This window comes from Emergencia sp. 1XD21-10, assembly GCF_009936045.1.
GTDB lineage: Bacteria > Bacillota > Clostridia > Peptostreptococcales > Anaerovoracaceae > Senimuribacter > Senimuribacter intestinalis.
Genome location: NZ_QWEQ01000036.1, coordinates 1 through 16,805, shown reverse-complemented (window position 1 = coordinate 16,805; position 16,805 = coordinate 1). Strand labels below are relative to the sequence as shown.

18 protein-coding genes are annotated in these 16,805 nt (G+C 41.7%); all 18 read right to left on the bottom strand.

Annotation, left to right across the window (positions count from 1 at the left end; translation table 11 throughout):
- Nucleotides 1-154: 154 nt before the first annotated feature.
- Entirely contained in the window at nt 155-592 is a 438-nt protein-coding gene (locus tag D1151_RS15325; protein ID WP_161909466.1) for a hypothetical protein, read from the bottom strand.
- Nucleotides 593-738: 146 nt separating this feature from the next.
- On the bottom strand, nt 739-1,398 hold the full coding sequence (locus D1151_RS15320) for a DUF4367 domain-containing protein (RefSeq protein ID WP_161909465.1): 660 nt from the start codon (nt 1,396-1,398) through the stop codon (nt 739-741).
- A gap of 2 nt (nt 1,399-1,400) precedes the next feature.
- The gene (locus D1151_RS15315; protein WP_161909464.1) at nt 1,401-1,931 is read right to left on the bottom strand and encodes an RNA polymerase sigma factor; all 531 of its coding nucleotides are present in this window, start codon (nt 1,929-1,931) and stop codon (nt 1,401-1,403) included.
- Nucleotides 1,932-2,346: 415 nt separating this feature from the next.
- Nucleotides 2,347-3,204 carry a DUF5688 family protein gene (locus D1151_RS15310; RefSeq protein ID WP_161909463.1) on the bottom strand — a complete coding sequence of 286 codons (858 nt, stop codon included), beginning with the start codon at nt 3,202-3,204 and terminating at the stop codon, nt 2,347-2,349.
- Nucleotides 3,205-3,494: 290 nt separating this feature from the next.
- Nucleotides 3,495-4,019 carry a hypothetical protein gene (locus D1151_RS15305; protein ID WP_161909462.1) on the bottom strand — a complete coding sequence of 175 codons (525 nt, stop codon included), beginning with the start codon at nt 4,017-4,019 and terminating at the stop codon, nt 3,495-3,497.
- Entirely contained in the window at nt 4,009-5,346 is a 1,338-nt protein-coding gene (locus D1151_RS15300; protein ID WP_160202590.1) for a hypothetical protein, read from the bottom strand. The genes D1151_RS15305 and D1151_RS15300 overlap by 11 nt, the downstream gene beginning before the upstream one ends.
- Nucleotides 5,346-5,648 (bottom strand): hypothetical protein, encoded by a 303-nt coding sequence (locus D1151_RS15295; RefSeq protein ID WP_160202589.1) that lies wholly within the window; start codon nt 5,646-5,648, stop codon nt 5,346-5,348. Before D1151_RS15295 ends, D1151_RS15300 begins: the two co-directional genes overlap by 1 nt.
- Nucleotides 5,645-6,796 (bottom strand): hypothetical protein, encoded by a 1,152-nt coding sequence (locus D1151_RS15290; RefSeq protein WP_160202588.1) that lies wholly within the window; start codon nt 6,794-6,796, stop codon nt 5,645-5,647. Before D1151_RS15290 ends, D1151_RS15295 begins: the two co-directional genes overlap by 4 nt.
- Before the next feature lie 18 nt (nt 6,797-6,814).
- Nucleotides 6,815-7,648 (bottom strand): hypothetical protein, encoded by an 834-nt coding sequence (locus D1151_RS15285; RefSeq protein ID WP_161909461.1) that lies wholly within the window; start codon nt 7,646-7,648, stop codon nt 6,815-6,817.
- The gene (locus D1151_RS15280; protein ID WP_160202586.1) at nt 7,648-7,932 is read right to left on the bottom strand and encodes a hypothetical protein; all 285 of its coding nucleotides are present in this window, start codon (nt 7,930-7,932) and stop codon (nt 7,648-7,650) included. Before D1151_RS15280 ends, D1151_RS15285 begins: the two co-directional genes overlap by 1 nt.
- Nucleotides 7,933-7,946: 14 nt before the next feature.
- Complete coding sequence (locus D1151_RS15275) at nt 7,947-9,002, bottom strand: peptidoglycan DD-metalloendopeptidase family protein (RefSeq protein WP_160202585.1); 1,056 nt, start codon at nt 9,000-9,002, stop codon at nt 7,947-7,949.
- Complete coding sequence (locus D1151_RS15270) at nt 9,002-10,915, bottom strand: VirB4 family type IV secretion system protein (protein ID WP_161909460.1); 1,914 nt, start codon at nt 10,913-10,915, stop codon at nt 9,002-9,004. The genes D1151_RS15275 and D1151_RS15270 overlap by 1 nt, the downstream gene beginning before the upstream one ends.
- A 1-nt stretch (nt 10,916) precedes the next feature.
- Nucleotides 10,917-11,498 carry a conjugal transfer protein TraC gene (locus D1151_RS15265; RefSeq protein WP_160202583.1) on the bottom strand — a complete coding sequence of 194 codons (582 nt, stop codon included), beginning with the start codon at nt 11,496-11,498 and terminating at the stop codon, nt 10,917-10,919.
- Nucleotides 11,473-11,790, bottom strand: a complete 318-nt coding sequence (locus tag D1151_RS17405) for a DUF5592 family protein (RefSeq protein ID WP_160202582.1) — start codon at nt 11,788-11,790, stop codon at nt 11,473-11,475. The genes D1151_RS15265 and D1151_RS17405 overlap by 26 nt, the downstream gene beginning before the upstream one ends.
- Nucleotides 11,787-13,691, bottom strand: coding sequence for a pLS20_p028 family conjugation system transmembrane protein (locus tag D1151_RS15255; RefSeq protein WP_160202581.1), 1,905 nt, complete (start codon nt 13,689-13,691; stop codon nt 11,787-11,789). Before D1151_RS15255 ends, D1151_RS17405 begins: the two co-directional genes overlap by 4 nt.
- Complete coding sequence (locus D1151_RS15250; RefSeq protein WP_161909459.1) at nt 13,688-16,186, bottom strand: type IV secretory system conjugative DNA transfer family protein; 2,499 nt, start codon at nt 16,184-16,186, stop codon at nt 13,688-13,690. Before D1151_RS15250 ends, D1151_RS15255 begins: the two co-directional genes overlap by 4 nt.
- The gene (locus D1151_RS15245; protein ID WP_160202579.1) at nt 16,183-16,428 is read right to left on the bottom strand and encodes a hypothetical protein; all 246 of its coding nucleotides are present in this window, start codon (nt 16,426-16,428) and stop codon (nt 16,183-16,185) included. Before D1151_RS15245 ends, D1151_RS15250 begins: the two co-directional genes overlap by 4 nt.
- A partial coding sequence (locus D1151_RS15240) for a hypothetical protein (RefSeq protein WP_161909458.1) occupies nt 16,421-16,805 on the bottom strand: 385 nt, incomplete at its 5' end. The genes D1151_RS15245 and D1151_RS15240, both read right to left, overlap by 8 nt.

Genomic DNA, 16,805 nt, shown 5'->3' with positions numbered 1-16,805 from the left:
CTGGCATCAATTTCACTACTTTCCATAGCTTTTTACATCCTCCACTCTTGCGTACCTGACATTTACTTAGGCAAACTAGAATTCACCTTGGCAATTGACCAGCAAAAATGGGACAAGATTTTTAAAAAATTTTGCACGATTTTCAATGTCCATTTTAATATATTGCTTTCGCAGATTTCATTGTAATCGTTTCCTTTACAACGCCACCTTTATAGCATTTTATTGTGCAATCCAAATAATATGTACCCTTTGATTGTAGCTTATAGGTTCCTCTCCATTTCATCGGAATACTCTTAGAGTATACTTTTTCCTCAAATGTCTTTACAACAGTACCTGTGCTTTTCTTTACTTTTGCGGTTACTAAGATGTAATCCAAGGTCTTATCCGATTTTAAATGAAAATCCACTCCACAATTTGCAGTTCCCGATGTAATACTAAAAACAGGGTTTACTAAAGATGGATAGGTGTACGCCATTTCTAATTCATCTGATGGTTTATCTGTCTGAAGATCATCGTTTCCAGCCCATACAAACGTTGTGGAAAAAATCAGCATTACCACCATAGACAATAAAAAAACACATTTCTTTTTCATAAAAAAACTCCTCCTTAATTAGTTCCTATATATATAACTAATTAAAAAGGAATTTTGGGACAACAATTTTAAAATTTTCAAAAAATTTTTCTCACCACTTTAGAATAATAATAAGTCGCCGGTGATGGTTTTCATTTATCCGGGCATCATTCTTCTAAAAGGGTTACACTTTCTGCAATTTTTCTGATTTCATCTTTTGATACCGTGCCAATAACATCCAGGGTATAATCGCCGACCTGCCATACAATGTAACTCATATTATCATCGTAATAGACCTGTGCCTGATAGATACTTACCCTTGTCGTTTCTCCCTGCATAGTTTCATTGTCCACACTTGCGGCATATGTACTGCTGGGCCGCACTGTCATATAAATATACTTGTTTTCATCGGACACATACATCTTTGAATTTACTGATTTCTCGTAGTCTTCCGATGAAAGGCTGTAACCTTCCGGCAGATAGGTAAGTTCAAAATTCGGCAATTTTCCTGTAGAATCCGATTCCTCAAATGGTTTGATTTGAGTACTGACACTACCTTTCTCTGCAAAATAATTAAATATTCGTTCGCTTACACCGGTAACTGATGTAATGAATAGGCCCATCATCATAATCAGTACGGCAACCAGAATCATGGTCCTTTTCAATTTTTTTCGAGCGGGCCATTTTTTCTGTACTGACTTTGCATATAGAGGGATATCTTTTCCACTTAAAATATCATCTGCATATTTTGCTCTTGATTTTGCCAGTTCTTTTCCGATAGCTTGCAGTAATTCTTCCGCTTTCTTTTCTACATCATAGTCGGTCATAGTTACCTTCCTTCACTTTCAATCAAGATACTTTGCATTCGTATTCTAGCTCTGTATATTCGTTTTCTTACAGCTTCTTCGCTCAAATTTATCATTTCTCCGATTTCCTCATTGGAATAACCTTCTCCATATTTCAGACAAAGAATATCTTTATCCTTATTATCAAGTTTTACAAGCAGTTCCTGCACTTCCAGTCCAAAGCCATATTGATCCTGAAATGCTTCCAAATTAAGTTTGTCCATATTCAACTGTCTGCAGTCGATTTCATCCTGCTCAGCAACAGCTGTCTTCTGTTTTTTCTTTAACATTGTTAATGCGGTATTTCTAACCGCAGCACATAAATAATTCTTCATCTCGTCCGGTGGAAGGTCGAATTTATCTTCATGTAGTGAAATAAAATTAAGTACCACTTCCTGATATATGTCTTCTACCAGAAATGCATCTGCAATTATATCTTTTGCAATATATTCAATTAATTTTTTGTATTTCTGTTCAATCAATTCAACTACTTTATTTCTTGCATCTATGCTCATATTCTATCCTTATTAACTCATGCAACGCCATATGATGTTGTATCTACTAATATATAGTATCATATCATAAAAAACTTCATTCGTAAAAGGATATTGAGTTTTTGACCTATTAAATTTTTATCAATATCAAGGTGCAAAGTCTGCTTGTATCTCTCATTGAAGTATTTGACTATTTCCCCTATCGTCTGATGTACTACGCCGCCCACTGCTGTAAGTATTTTGCCAATTTTTCTTACAATTACCTATAAAGATATCCATCCTTCACCCAGCGCAACACGTATACGCATAATCAAACCCAAATTTCTGCTTCGTCAGGTTTATATTCTACCATTACATCATCTACTCTCTTGATCTTTTCCTTTTTTAGCGGAGCATTGAGGGGATTTCTCCCCTCCTGCTCCAGTCAAATTATTTCTTACGCTATCCTGACTGTTCTTGTTGCTCTATCGTAACGGTACAGCGTATCCGACAGATATATTTCCGGTTGGATAACGCTTCTGTTGGCTTCCCAAAGCGCTACCTCTAAGGTTTCCCTGTTCCAGTTTACCGGCGTAATAACAAGTTCATGGATAGATGCAGGCATGATATAAAGATCGGTTCCATACTTTTCTGCAATCTGCTCTAACTTTTCTGTGTCCATAATAGTCGCCGCTCCAAATAAGTTACTGGCATTCGTCAGAAAAATCATCTCAACGTCGTCAACTCCAACCCTCGTTTCCATAATTGGCAGGATACGGTTCAGATTTTTCCTTGCCATCAGATAAAGTTCTTCTTCTTTCATGCCCAGTACCTCTGCCATGTCGTTTGTGACGACGGCTGACCCTCCGTCTGCAAACATGATGCGGTAAATAATCGCTAAGTCAAGATAATCTCTATGCGGCAAGTCTCTGAGCATCGCTTTGTTTCTATCTGCGTTTACAAGCTGGCATATAATCATATCCTTCACCTTCTCTGCATCCGACAGCTCATCTGCCATATTTTGCGCTATTTTTAGATGGGACGTGAGCATGTCCCAGAACTCTTCTAAGAGTATCTTGACAATGTCTTTTTCCGAAAAATCGCCCTTCTCCATTTCCTCATGGTATGTAATGTACATATCTTGTACATATACCATGGGCTGACATGATGGATTCTGCTTTTTTCCAAGACTTACGTAGTCCAACTGCTGGTTGACTTTGTAGTTCTGTCCTTTCGACAGAATATAATCTTGCTCCTTTGCCTTCTCCTGCATCCATTTCATCACCTCTGTCTTAAATTCTTCAAAACTCTTCATATTTTCCTCCATTTCCGCCTATCAGGCTTTTAAAATTAGCACGCCTGCACTGTAAGCACTGTCGTGCTGTTCACTTGATAGTTGCGAAAGAAGGACGCCGTAGGCGACCCGCCGTAGTGAGATGAGGCAATGGGGGCAGACTTGCCGGTGGAGAAAAATCCATGATTTTTACAACCGCTCGCCCCTTGTCGAAACGAATGAAGGTGATAAAATGAGCAACCAAGTGAACAGACAAAAGAAAAATACTTCAAGAAGTTTCATATAATAAAAAAGACCGGCAAGGGCCAGCCTTACCGGAAATTGAACTCATATTTGTTATGTTCTTTGTATTCCAGCGTTAAGATGGTTCTTGCCGGATCATTGAGCTTAAATTCTATATGGGCAACATCCTTTTTATAATCCATAGTGACGATTTGCGTGCAGGTTGCCTTTGTGACATCCATGTAGAAATCATACTCTACAAGAAAATTCACCATTTCCTCCTGTAGCTTTTCCACATTACCGTCCAGATACAAATCCAGAATCTCATCTGTAATAACAATTCTCAGTCCCATGACTGTTTTAGCTTTCTCTTTGTCTATTTCTTCTTCGCCGCTGGCATCTGCATTAATTTCATCAATCAGTGCTTGCCGCATCTCCTTGTCAATTTGTTCTGTCTGATCAGCGTTATCTGATAATTGTTTTTCTGCATCACTATCATCTGAAAACAAGAAATACAATCCTGTTCCTGCAATAAGGATAATGCCAAGAATTACAGCCATAATACCAATCTTCCGCTGTGTTCGTTCATTATTCATATCAAAGTCAAACTTCATTCACCGTTCTCCTCCCTGAAAGACTTTTCTCCATCTTCACAATATCCTGTTGCATAACACAATCTACGGTCTCTTTGTAAATGCCCTCTGTTATCTTTCCATCAATTACTTTCTGGATTGCCTGATATATACGGCTATAGATGTCCATGTTGTGCAAAGGCTGTGGCAAATACTGCAGCATACTTTTATCAATTTCTCGTATCTTATAGCCTTTGCCTTCCCTAATTACGTACCTGCAAGCACTCAGTTTTCCCATAATACTTGTAATTTCCTCTTGACTTCCTGCAGCATAAATTCTGAGCAAGCGCACCAAGCTATCTGCTGTATGCAGCTTTTGAGTCTGTATATCTGTGCCCATGTTCACTACTTGAGCTGGATCCGGAACGTACAAAGACAACTGTCTGCGAATAAGCGTGTCCAACACTAACTTCTGCTTTTCATTCTGAATTTCTGCGTATAGGGCGTTAAAACCTGGTACATTGAGAACCCATATGCCACACTGAGTATCAGTATTTTTCCAAATGTATGGTGGTAAATCGCGATACTGATACTGCAGCGCCTGTTTCTGCCATGGTGTACCCGTCAGACTATCTAGTTGTAAAATCCGTTCAGCCATGCTCTCCATTAAACCGTCTCCCACCGCCATTGGCCAGGAGATTACCCCTGCAGCATAAAAATCAAAAAGAATTTCGGTTAAATCTGCCTGAGAAATCTGTCCGTCAAGCGCACAGAACAGTTCCAGATAGCTATACGGTTTAGGAGTCGTATTCCCCCATTCCGACATGTTTATGACGGATTGTGCATCCTGCTGCTTTGCGATGGCTGCAAGTAGCGGAAATATTTCCGGATCATAACGTAAATCTACACCATAATCCTGTAAACACCTTGTATAAGTCGCAGTCATGTTATTACAGATCCACTGTTTCAAGGCAAATCTTACCGTATCAGCTTCTTGCACATCAAAGGAGTAGACTTGATCCGTATCCCAGTCAGCCGTCATAAGGTCGCATCTATAAACCATTTTCCCTGTAAGCTTTGCCTTCTTGGCAAGGCCATCAAAGCGCACAGCACCGCTGTACCCTGGTTCAAATGCGTTATAATACTGCACGCCGATAGCATTTTCAATTTTTTTGAGAGCGATATATGCGGGATCCGCAATTATGCTTTTTTCCAGAATAATTTCTTTATCAAAATACAATAGGCGTGTTATTGCGTTTTCATCTATTTTTTCATATACCCCTCGCTTTAACTGTAATTGTAGTTTGCTGATGAGCATTCGTTTCACTTGTGGGTGATCCACAAGATATATTTTTACGATTTTTGGCATCATGCACCTCCTTTAAAGCCCTGCACGATGTACTCCCATGCTTCCAATGTCACTTTAAGCACTTCTTCACGGCATGCAGGAAACGTCCAGGCAACAACGCCTGTTGCAGCAAGTACCGCAATGCTAATCGTTGCAGCTACTCTTGCAGTAAGACCAAGGGCATAAAAAATATAATGCACGGTGTTATTCGTTACCTTAACTTCAACCTGATGGGTTTCATCTTCGATTCCATATTTTTCTTTCAGTTGTTCCTGCTCCTGTCGCTCCTGCACAAGATTAGCCTTTTTTCCGTACAAACTCATGCTTTCACCTTCTTTCTAAATGCAAACCGCTTTTTCTGCAGCTTGGCTTCCGCCAGCTCTTCTATCACTTTTTCCTCCAGTGGCAACAGTTTTGCATACATTTTTACGTCACTAAATACAAATGGATTCGGCGTATAGCCCGTAAAAACAATGGGACGATTACCACCTGCGGCTGTGAGCAACCGCAAGGCATCGTTCCTATCATCGTTGCCCTCCGGCATGAATGATAGAATCACGCTGCAGGAGGCATAAGGCGGAAGACCAATAATCCGTTCCAGCGCATCATACTCCTGCACTTTACCTCCACCCACCAGAATTTTGACGTCATCCTTAATATATGCCGTGCGATCAAAATCTCGGTCAAAGACAGCGCCGTAATCATAAACATAATAGTCATAGATTTCTTGCGCTTCTGTCAGTGCTTCCTGACTTTCATATAGATCCACCCCACCATAAACCACGGCGGGACCTTTGCGCTCGTCATACCACGCTGCACATTTTTCCACATAAGATACAGCCCTGACTTTGCCGCTGCGATGGGACAGGTCAAAATACTGTGTCTGATTCAGCTGGACATAACAGGCAGTATAGCCTAAAAGCTGTAGATACTTCACGCACTGGATTGCTTGGGTTGTTGTGCCGATGCGGCACTGGGTTCCTGCAAAGCCGATGCTGCGGAAGTTGTCAATTCTTGCTTGTGCTTCTGCCTGAACACGCTCCATTTCTTCAACTTCTTTGCGTGTATTTACGTCATAGTACCCTCCCATGTTCTTTTGCAGCTGATCCTTCAGGTCTGCTGCAGAGCCGTAAAAAATAAAGTTTTTTATGTCTTTAGCAAGCAGCGCCTGCGGTAGAGCTGCACCTGGTAAAAACGACGGCATATATATAATCGGTTTGGCATTTAATGTCCGGGCCGTTCCGGCGATTTCCGATGCTATTTCCTCAGCGCTGTCAATATAGCTGTCAACATCATAAATCAGAATACTGACGGGATTTTTTCCGTATCCTGCATAAGCTAAAATATCATTGGTCGTCCGTTTAATATGGGCGTTTGCATCAATTTGCATATAAGCATATTCCCGCTCACGGGCAACTTCTTCGGCAAAGTATCCTGCAACTGGACTTCCTATAAATACAATATTTTCCATGGATCGTTTCACCTCCCTCTAATATGTAGACTTTAACTTTTCCTGCAGATTAATCTGTTCCTGCAGCTGGCGGATTTCTCTCTTTGCATTTTCTTGTTCACTTTTTGCTGCAGAAGCTTCGCTTTGTAAAGATGATATCATGGTCAGTGTATCTGCCTGTTCGCTTTCAGTCTGATAAATTTGCTCTTTCTCTAATTCTTTTATCCTTTTCTCTGCATTAGATATCGTCATTTTCAATGATTCAATATCCACAAGATGCTGATCAATTTGTGCATTGTAACCCGCTATTCTAATGTCGCATGCCATTTTTCTGTAGGCTCTCTCATTCATTCCTTCCCTTATTTGCATGTTTCCAATCGCTGCTTTTGAGGTATACATTCTAATCGTATCAAAGGTCACCTCCTCCGGATTAACCTCCTCCGGCAGTTTTATACGTAAAGATATTTCGGTCCACCTGCTTGGCACATCATTGATACAAAGCACCACAAAGTCTGGTGCCTGGCAGACTACATCTACATCCAGCTGCCCTTTGTTAATGTCCACTGCCTCAAATGCATACGTGTCAATACCATCGGCTGACCCGTTTGTGATATCTAATATAATCTCCTGCTTCGCAGTCTCCTGGTCCCACGTCCATGACAATAGCGTAACCTTACGGTCATTCTTTTCAACTGTACTGCCAATCTTCGTGACCTGGATATCCTCATAAGCCGGCGGCATCCAAAAATTAGACGTGTAAAAGAAAAAATATCCACCGATAAACAAAATAAAGATGCTTACCAGCAGTCGGTTGCCACTCCTTTTTATCTTTGCATTGCGTTCTTCTACCACCTTGTCATTTATATTTCCCATTATTCAATCTCCATGTCGAAGTTCTTGCGTGTTTCTTTCATAGCAGCAATTTGCGTTTTTTCTTTCTCCAATTTAAAGTATCTAACGGGGATATCCGCTTCCCGCGCTGCCATCAGCGTTGCAAACTGCGCATCCAACAGACTGTCATCCGGTTGTTTTTCTATTAAAATATAGTCTGCTTCCTGCAGATTATCTGTGTAAATAATGTGCCACTGTTTTGCCATCGCCAGTTTAATTTTTTTCTTCATTTCATCTTTTGCCGATATGTAAACTTTTCCTTCCATCTATGATTCACCTCTTATTTTGTACTTGGCTTTTTTATATAATTTAGTGGATCTTTCGCACTTCCGTTGATAAAAATACGAAAATCCAGATGATCTCCCGTTGATACACCAGTAGTTCCCATCTTTCCAATCTTTTGTCCCCTGCTTACCTTCTGACCTGCCTTTACCAGTATGCCATCTGATCTCAAATGCATATAACTGGTTTGGATGCCTTTGCCATGGTCAATTTTAATCATATAGCCACCTGCACCACCGGAGTTTTGTGCATAAATGATAGTTCCCCCGTCTGCTGCATATATAGGTGCACCGGAGTATGCTGCAATGTCAATTCCCTCATGGTATGTGCTTGCACCAGCAGTCGGCGCATCCCGATACCCAAAGTATGATGTAATGATACCGCTGGATACAGTAGGCCATACATATTTTCCTGTAGCTGCGCCATTTCCTTTTACATAGCCTCCGCCATTATCAAATTGATACAGGTCATACATCGTCATAATTTCAATCAGACGCTGACTGTAATCAACAGCAGTTGCATAGCCTGCTTTGTGAATGGCAACCGCCCATTCATCCGCAGTCTTACAACCCTTGGTATATGCCGTATAGTGACCACTCGATAAAAGCTGCCCGTGGTCGTCAATGCTTTCTGCGACATTATGATACTTTCTAAACTTTGCCGTAATCACATAGCTTTCTCCGCCTGATGTCTGCTCACCAGTTTGATACTCTTTATAACCGGCAGGTCCAATGCCTTTCATTCCGAACAGATTATGACATTCATAAGCGAGCAGCGACAAACCTCCCGGATAACTGCCGCTACTCTCTAAAATGATTTGTGCCAGTGTAAGAGATGCCGGCACGTCATATTTTTCTTCGCTGTCCATGGCTCCCATAATCATTTCTTCTGTTAGGATTTCCGGCAGCCCCTCCATGCTAATACCGCCTCTTCTACCACCGCTTTCTGCTGTAACAGCGACGCCAATAACAAGAAGCAGTATTAATAGTAGAAAAAGAATCCCCCCTGATCCAATGCTAAAAGAAAGAATCCATCTTTTTTTGGAAGTATCCATCATGCACCTCCGGCAAACAGCTGCTCCTCATACTGTTTTGAAAGCCATACTTTAAAAAAGATATTCCTATCTCCAGCAATTGACAGAATCGTTTCGCCTTGCTCCAAATACGGAATCTTTTCCCGCTGCCAAGGACTAAGCACGCCGCCAAATAATCTATCTATCAGTGGCAATACGCTGGAATCCTGCTTGAATATAAACTTGTATTGCGTAAGTTCGAAGATAATCTTCAGTTTTTCTATCGCTTCGCTTGATGATCCTTCCGGTGCGTAATCGCGGATAGATTGTGATGCCAATGTAACTCCGACAAAATATTTTCTAGCCTCCCTAAGAATAATGATGATAAGATCCAAGATAAACTCAAATTTTGCATTAATCCATCTGTGGCTCTCATCAATGATGATTAAAAACCGCACCACATCTTCAAAGTCAATCGCCTTATTCTCAAATTGCGCTTTCATCAGACTCCCATTGGCAACAGCATTATCCCAGCAGAAGTAAGTCATATTAAAAAGTTGGGCGACGAAAATGTTGTCCAGATTCTTAATCATACTGATGTCAAAAGTTACGATTTTTTCGTCAACAATATTATCAATGGTTGTATGTCCATCAAACATTTGGCCGTAGTTTCGTACGAGAGACGAAATTGCTTTATATATGCTATTCAGCTGGCTGACTTCCTGAATCAGAAGCGCCTTTCGCACATCATCTGCCTTTGCTGCTTCATCTGTTTTCACATCCATTTCTTCTTTTATATAAGCAGCAAGGTCTGAAAACGTCGGATATCTGTTTGCTGGAAGCCCTGTAATGCGGTTTCCTTCTCCCGGCACTAACTCAAAGCGCTCGTACAAAGACCTTAAAATATTCTGTAAGTCAATGAGTGTTTCATAAGTGGTTCCCGGTACTAAGCACTGATAAAATGCACTTACCTTTGAAATATGGCGAACATAGTTAGTTCCGTCATCATCTCCAGATCTCAGAATTTCCAGCGGATTCAAAAGCCCATGTTGTCCGTCACACTTTATGATTTTGCCACCAAACTCTCTTGTCAGCTGCGTAAACTCTCCAGAGATGTCAAAGCAGCGCACGAAGTCACCTCGCTCAGCACGCGAACGAAAACGCTTCTTTAAAAAGGTAGATTTTCCGCTACCCATATCCCCTACTGCAAGAGTATTGTAATGCTTACGCCTGTCTGTTTTCGCAAACTCATCATACACCACACATCCTCCGCAACCAGTAAAGCCCAGCAGATCTCCGCCATCATCCTCAAGGGATGAAAACTTGAACGGATATCCGCCGGCAATCTGTTCTGTCATGAGTGACAGTCCCTTAATAGCGAAGGGTTCTGCTGCTTGCCTGGTATAGCTTTGCCAGAGAGATTTCCATTCCCTCTCTCCTTCATTGAGCAAAATCGTCGGCATATACTCATCTGCTTCCAGATTCTCCATGATTTCCCCACACTGCGTTTCCACACTGACCAGACTCTTACCTGAAACAAAAATCCGAAAGTGCATCATCTTGACCACTTCTCCCATGGATTTCACCTCATCGTACATGAGCTGCAGCTGATGCTGCCGCTTTTTGCTATCGTAGACCTCCTGATAGTTCGTAGCGTGCAGCTCCCGGCTAAATTCCTCCTGCAGCGCACGGTTAATATTTTTCTGAACCTCGCGCTTATCTCTAGTTGAAGCATCAATCACTGTAATGCAATCCTTTTGCCGTGTAATGTCTGACAGCCAGTAGTCGTCCAGCCTTGTAGGCAGACGGTAAATATGGATAATCTTCGTATAGCCATCGCCAGTGGTGATATAGTTCGGTGCAGCAAAGGTGATTCCGCCTTGCGGCTGTATGTAAGAAAAAAGCGGCAGATCTATACAATCTGTCGCTTTCGCACTTTGTTTCTTTCTTTTCATTTTATTTTATTCCTTCCTCTCTTATAATCAGCGAGTTTGGATTGCACAGTTTGTACACGATCTGCAGCTTTTTTTCCAGACTAATCTCACGTACACCATCTCCAAGGATAGATAGTTGCTGCACCTGATCGTAATGCTGCTCCGCAGTTCTACTCATGAGGACAAAATAATATTCCCTTTTCCGGGTTCCTTTTTCTGCGCGCTGCAGCTCCGAGATAGAACGCTGCAGCCATTTTTTTCGCACCGGATCGTTAGTCTCCTGCATTTTCTTCGTTAGTCTCTTCTCCTGGCTAAGTAGATTCGTCGGGAAGTTCATGCTGATAATCTTAATATCATCCTTATACAGCTTCAAAAATTTTGCAAGCCTAATCATCAGCATCTGCACTTCATCTTCCATCATGTTGTCCACGTCATCAGCTACCTTTTCGTAAATATCAAAATAGCTGCCATCATTTAATACAAATGCACCGGCATCCTCATCGTAATACCGAATTGGTAGGATATCTAGATTATTCTTCTGTGCAGCCGGTTTGCTTTCCTGCCGCCCCTTCTCTTCTTTATTTATCTTCGATTTCTGCAACAAACTCTTGCACCTCCTCTTCGTATACAGCCCTATAAACAGACGTATTATGTTTTAAAAGCAAAAAAATGCTTTCCAAATTTCTTCTCTTGCGATTAAACGCACTCCTGCAGGTCAAAAAGATGCAACAAAGCAGTGAAAATATATAATACGGGAGATGAAGCGAAGGGTGGACCATAGCTTTCAGCGCATAAGTTATCGCCATATAGCTTAAAACAAAGAAGAAATCCAGTGCCTCAACATTTTTAAACACACGATTAGGACTTTCAATTTCCTCCGTAATCAAATATTTCATTCCTCATCATCCTTTCTTCTGTTTCTCTCCTTGATGTTGCGATCAAAAATACGACCTTTATATCTTGAGATTACCCGATTCTGGTTCAGACTGCTGTTCTGCTGTCGTTTTATGCCACCTTGTTCCATCATCTGTTCAAAACGATCTGGTTTTTTGCTGGAATCATTGATGTGTGTATCAGACTTCTCTGGAAAATCAGTATGCTGTGCCATTTCATTTTGATTCCCAGCTACAGTATATAGTTCATTGCCGTCATGCCCACCGTTTTCCATAAATGCACCTTGCTGCTTGCCTTCTTCTGAAGTATCGCTGCTAGTATCGCCAATCGGTGTTCCTTCATCTGCAGAGTTATCCATGAAGGCTGCATCATAAGTTCCGGACTCCTGATTCTGCAATCTTTGCCCTCTACCATTTTCATCATCTTCTGCATTTGCTGCAGCATCTGAATCCATAAAGGATGTGTCAGAAAAATCCTGCTGCGCTGCACTATGTCTGCCCCCTGCATCAAGATTATCTGTTTCGGATTGTGCTTGCCCAGTATTATCATTTTCGACAGAAGAGGCTACCTCTGCATCATTTGCCTGTCCGTTAGCCATAAAGCTATCAGAATCTCCATTGCCACCCATAGCGTTACGAATTGCTTCATTAGTAGCTGTAGCCTGACGATTCATCATATGGCGTTGCATACCGTAGCGTGCAGCCATCTTTGCCGGCGCCGCAGCCGTATGCATTGCTTTATGTGCTGCGCCACTACCTGCCTTATATACTGCCATCATCCGTGCGGTCGATGACTTTAATCCAGCGTCCATGCCGAGGAGTTTTTCCACCAGATTCGGCCCGTCAACAACGGAAAAGGCAATAAACAGAATAATCGCAGCTTCAAGCAGAGAGTTCATTGCTATCTCATCAATGTACGCTGTAAAGAAATAGAACAGCTTGATGCAAAGAGTAGTAACAAAGAGCAGTATATATGTATCTCTGATAAAAACTAAGATCTTTGCAATCTTTTGTCCGCCAGATAATTCTGCACTGTAAAGATACGCTAAAAGCCTTGCAAAAACTAATTCGAAAGCAAGTCTGGTACATTTGTATGCCATGGCAATATATAAGACAATGACGGATAGCATTTCCAATATCACCGGGAGATAGTCGATCTTGTAACGGTAATAAAAGTTATTACCTATAGACGTCCAAGCTACACCATCATAAATTTCTCCGATGTCATAGCTGCTACCATCACCTCCAGTAATAATCATCTGCGTCAGAATATCCTCTGCTGCTGCATCATTAAAATCGTAACTGTCACTGTCGGGATCCATCACTTCCGCATAATCCATGACATTCATTCTCTGGCTGGTCATTTTAGGATGCGGCAGCTTATTCTCATTCTCTTCATAATTGATATTACTTAACCCAATCTGCTGGTCCAGATAATAGATATCCATCATGTTGTTTCCTATGATATCATATACGTTTCCAGCTGCAGTATCCTCCGTCACGCTATCTATACCCGTTTTTGCATCCAAAACTGCCGTATTAAGCTGCTGAAATACTACTGCCGAGCAGGTCACACATAAACAGGCAATACAAATATTGATTGCAATCTTCGGCTTTTTCTCGTGGTTTGCGATGAGCATAATTCCAAGAGCAAAAATCGATATAGCCATAAACGCTACAAAGACCGGTTTAAATTCTTCAATAAGAGTGTTGATTTTGGGCCACGTTGTAAAATCTACAAGCCCAAAGGTAATGTCATATAGTTGCTGACAGGCATCTGCCACAGTGGTAAGCAGCTTCAGAATCCAAAACCCAAAGGTTCTCAGCGCACTTGTAACTACATTATTTTGCTGAAACAAATCACCATTGACCAAATAAAAATCAATTAGTTCATTCTTACTCATGCTGCGCCTCCCATCAATTCCAGTATTTCTTCTTTTTCTTCTGTTGTATAACCGCTTTTACAGACAGCTTCCGTAACTTTTGACAAGGTTTCTTTTCCTGTGGTGATGCCAAGAGTCTCCTTATATGCCTCATCAATTTGCTGCAGCTTGTAGCAAAGAGACAGATACTCCGGCAATTCTTCCAATTTCATATAGCCTTCCGTTTGCCTTGCCATATTCGTAATTGCAGTATCTGGTTCGTAAATCATAGATGTATAGTCAATATGCGCTCGGCTCTCCGTGTTAATGTCTTCAATTGCAATATCATCAGGATTGGGAAATGTGTCAGTAAGATACATGTACCTGTATAAAAGAGCCGTACCCTGCTGCATTCGCCAGCGCCCAATACGGATATGCATTTCTTCTTCCGCTGCCAGATCCCGATTTTCATTTTTATCCGGATGCTGCATAATTTGACCACGGCTTCTTGCCTCCAGCATTTCACTCTTGATTTGCTGTTTTATTCGCTCTGACGGTTCATCAGCATACTCATTTATAATCGGGTAGCTTTCAATCGCAACGCCCAGCCGGTCAGTTCGCTTGATGCCGCGATAGACCACGCACTCCCCTTCTCTGAGCCTGGCAAGCTCATCCGGATACATAAGCGGTCTTTCACTCGCACTTTCAGTAAAGTTTTTATCCAACGTAAACCGGCTTCCAGAGCGCTGCACCTCCACGATAGTGGTTTTGCCCAATACCTCCGAAAATTCCTCTGCTGTTTCTTTTCCGACACTCTTGATGTAGATCTGGTTTGCAAAGTTCTCCAGAATCGTCTTAGCATGATCCTTATATATTGCCGAAATCTGATTAAGCGCTTGTACATAAATGTCGAAACTGATACCAAGACCAAGACAAACCGTCACAAAACCGGCAAAGTTTTCGATTTCCGGGAAGTTTCCGAATTCATCCAGAATGAACTTTACCCGCCGATCCAGCTTGCCCTGCTTGCTGCCTTTGCGCGTCTTAGTTAAATTGAACAGGTACTGGTAGACTTGAGCGATGAAAGTCGTGACCAGAAAATGATTAGATCTATCCTCTGATGGAATACCGATGAAAATTGCCACAGGCTTTTCACTATAGCCGATTTCCTCAATATCGATATCGTTTTCTGCGGTTAATCTCGCGATATTATCCAGTGCAAAGATGGATACCGCAGACTGCATATTAAGGTATACACTGCCTTTGGTCCTGTCGCCTGCTGTTTTAATTTCCTGATAAAGACTTTTTGCATAATCCAGTGGTGGACGATTGTTAAAGTATTCATCCAGAGCCGTTTCTGCAATCTTTTCCCGTTCCATTTGGCTTGTTGCTCTTGCAAGGGCTTTTCTATCACACAACTCCCTAAAAAAATTCAGGCATGAAAAACAGCTAACCTTCTTCTCATTAGGATGTACTTCTGCAAAACTCACCTCTGGTGGAATATAGTAGAGACGTTCCTCAAGCAATATGTCTTCCCCATCGCCTGCAAGTTCTTCATATTTCTTTCTTGCCCTCTGCTGCTCATCTTCTGTAAGAGCGGCAAAAGCATTGCGTTTCTGGCTCCATGCTTTGCGCCGGCGTTCATTTAATTGCTTATCTTCCTCCATGCAGTCTGTAGCTATGGCGATGATGAGCGCGGTAAACAAGTCCGTCGCTGTGTTTTTCCAAATCGGCTCCTGCGTGGAATTATCCGCAGCGAAAATGGAAAAGCTGAAAGTCTTGGCCGCCATCTGTGCCTTTTCCACAAGTCCTGCCCGATAGTAGTCCACCACCAGCTGCAGTGGATTATATCCCATAGAATGCATCGGGTCTGCAAGGTTGAGCAGCCGCACGATATACCCGCGCGCTTCCAGCGTTTTTTTACTGCTTTTATATAGTTCCAGCTTTGGGTCCGCGACGATCATAGACGGTCTATCCTTCAGCAATTTCGCCCTAGAATAGACGTCAATGCTTGGGAAAACATACATCTCACCTTTACCGGATCTGGTCGTGCCGATTACCAGTGTATTAGAGTGGCTATCATCAATATAGAGAGTTTCCCCTTGCCGGGATATAATTGTGCCTCCTTTACCTGGATAGAAATCATCTTTTAAGGGCACCTCTTTATATTGATGACGTACTTCTTCTTGTGTGGTCCACCTTGCGGTACCTTTCTGCCCATGCCTTAGTTCTTTATCTGACAAACTCGCCCTGATTTGATATACAAGGATGCTGTCCAATGCTGCCATAACCAGCAAAAAAAACAAATACAATCCAATTATGCGTCCACTCCAACACCAGAAAAGCGGAAAAATGTTCCAAACTCCAAAAGACGTTTCTGACAGGCCGTTTCGAACTAAGCTAAGTACCACGTTTATCACATAATTAAACGTAAAAAAAATGACCAAATCAATGCTGCCTACTGTCAACGGAATCACGTTCCACTTGGCTAAAAAACGAGGTAGCTTCATGGTCTTAATCTCATTATTACTTCTCACTGGTTTTTACCTCCATTTGGTTTATAGCCCGTGGAATGACTGGGATTTTCCAAGTCAAACAGGCACACGGTATACCCATACGCCTCTAATATTGCTTTACTACTTTTATATAGCTCTGAATCCGCTCTATATTCTAAATTAACCATATCCATAAGATTCTGGTTTATGGTTGGCATATCTTTTACCATCTCTTTCATTTTCTTAGTTGTTTTGACTTTCTTTTTTTCTACGTGATTACTCATACTCTGTCTCCCATTCTATTTCTACTTGTCTTTGGGTTTCAATCTCCCTCACAACCTCCCGCCTTAAATCGTTGTTAAATAATCCTTCTTGGTTGCTTTCCATAAAATTTTCATACAAATCTTCCTGCAATGTATCGTTTCCTATCGTCTCTGGAAACTCTGCTTCAAGAATTGTCTTAAATTGTTCCTTCAACGAGCTTTGCGCAAAGCATCTTCGCACATAAGCATGACCGGCAAATTCAGATGCTGCATCTGCTAAGGCTTCCTTGTCCCAACCGAAATATTGACCGTGATCCCAATTCTGGCTTTGTGCATCCCATCCTTTTGCGATGAGAAAATGCCGGTCACTCCCCCGCATAAGCAATAGATCGGTATTG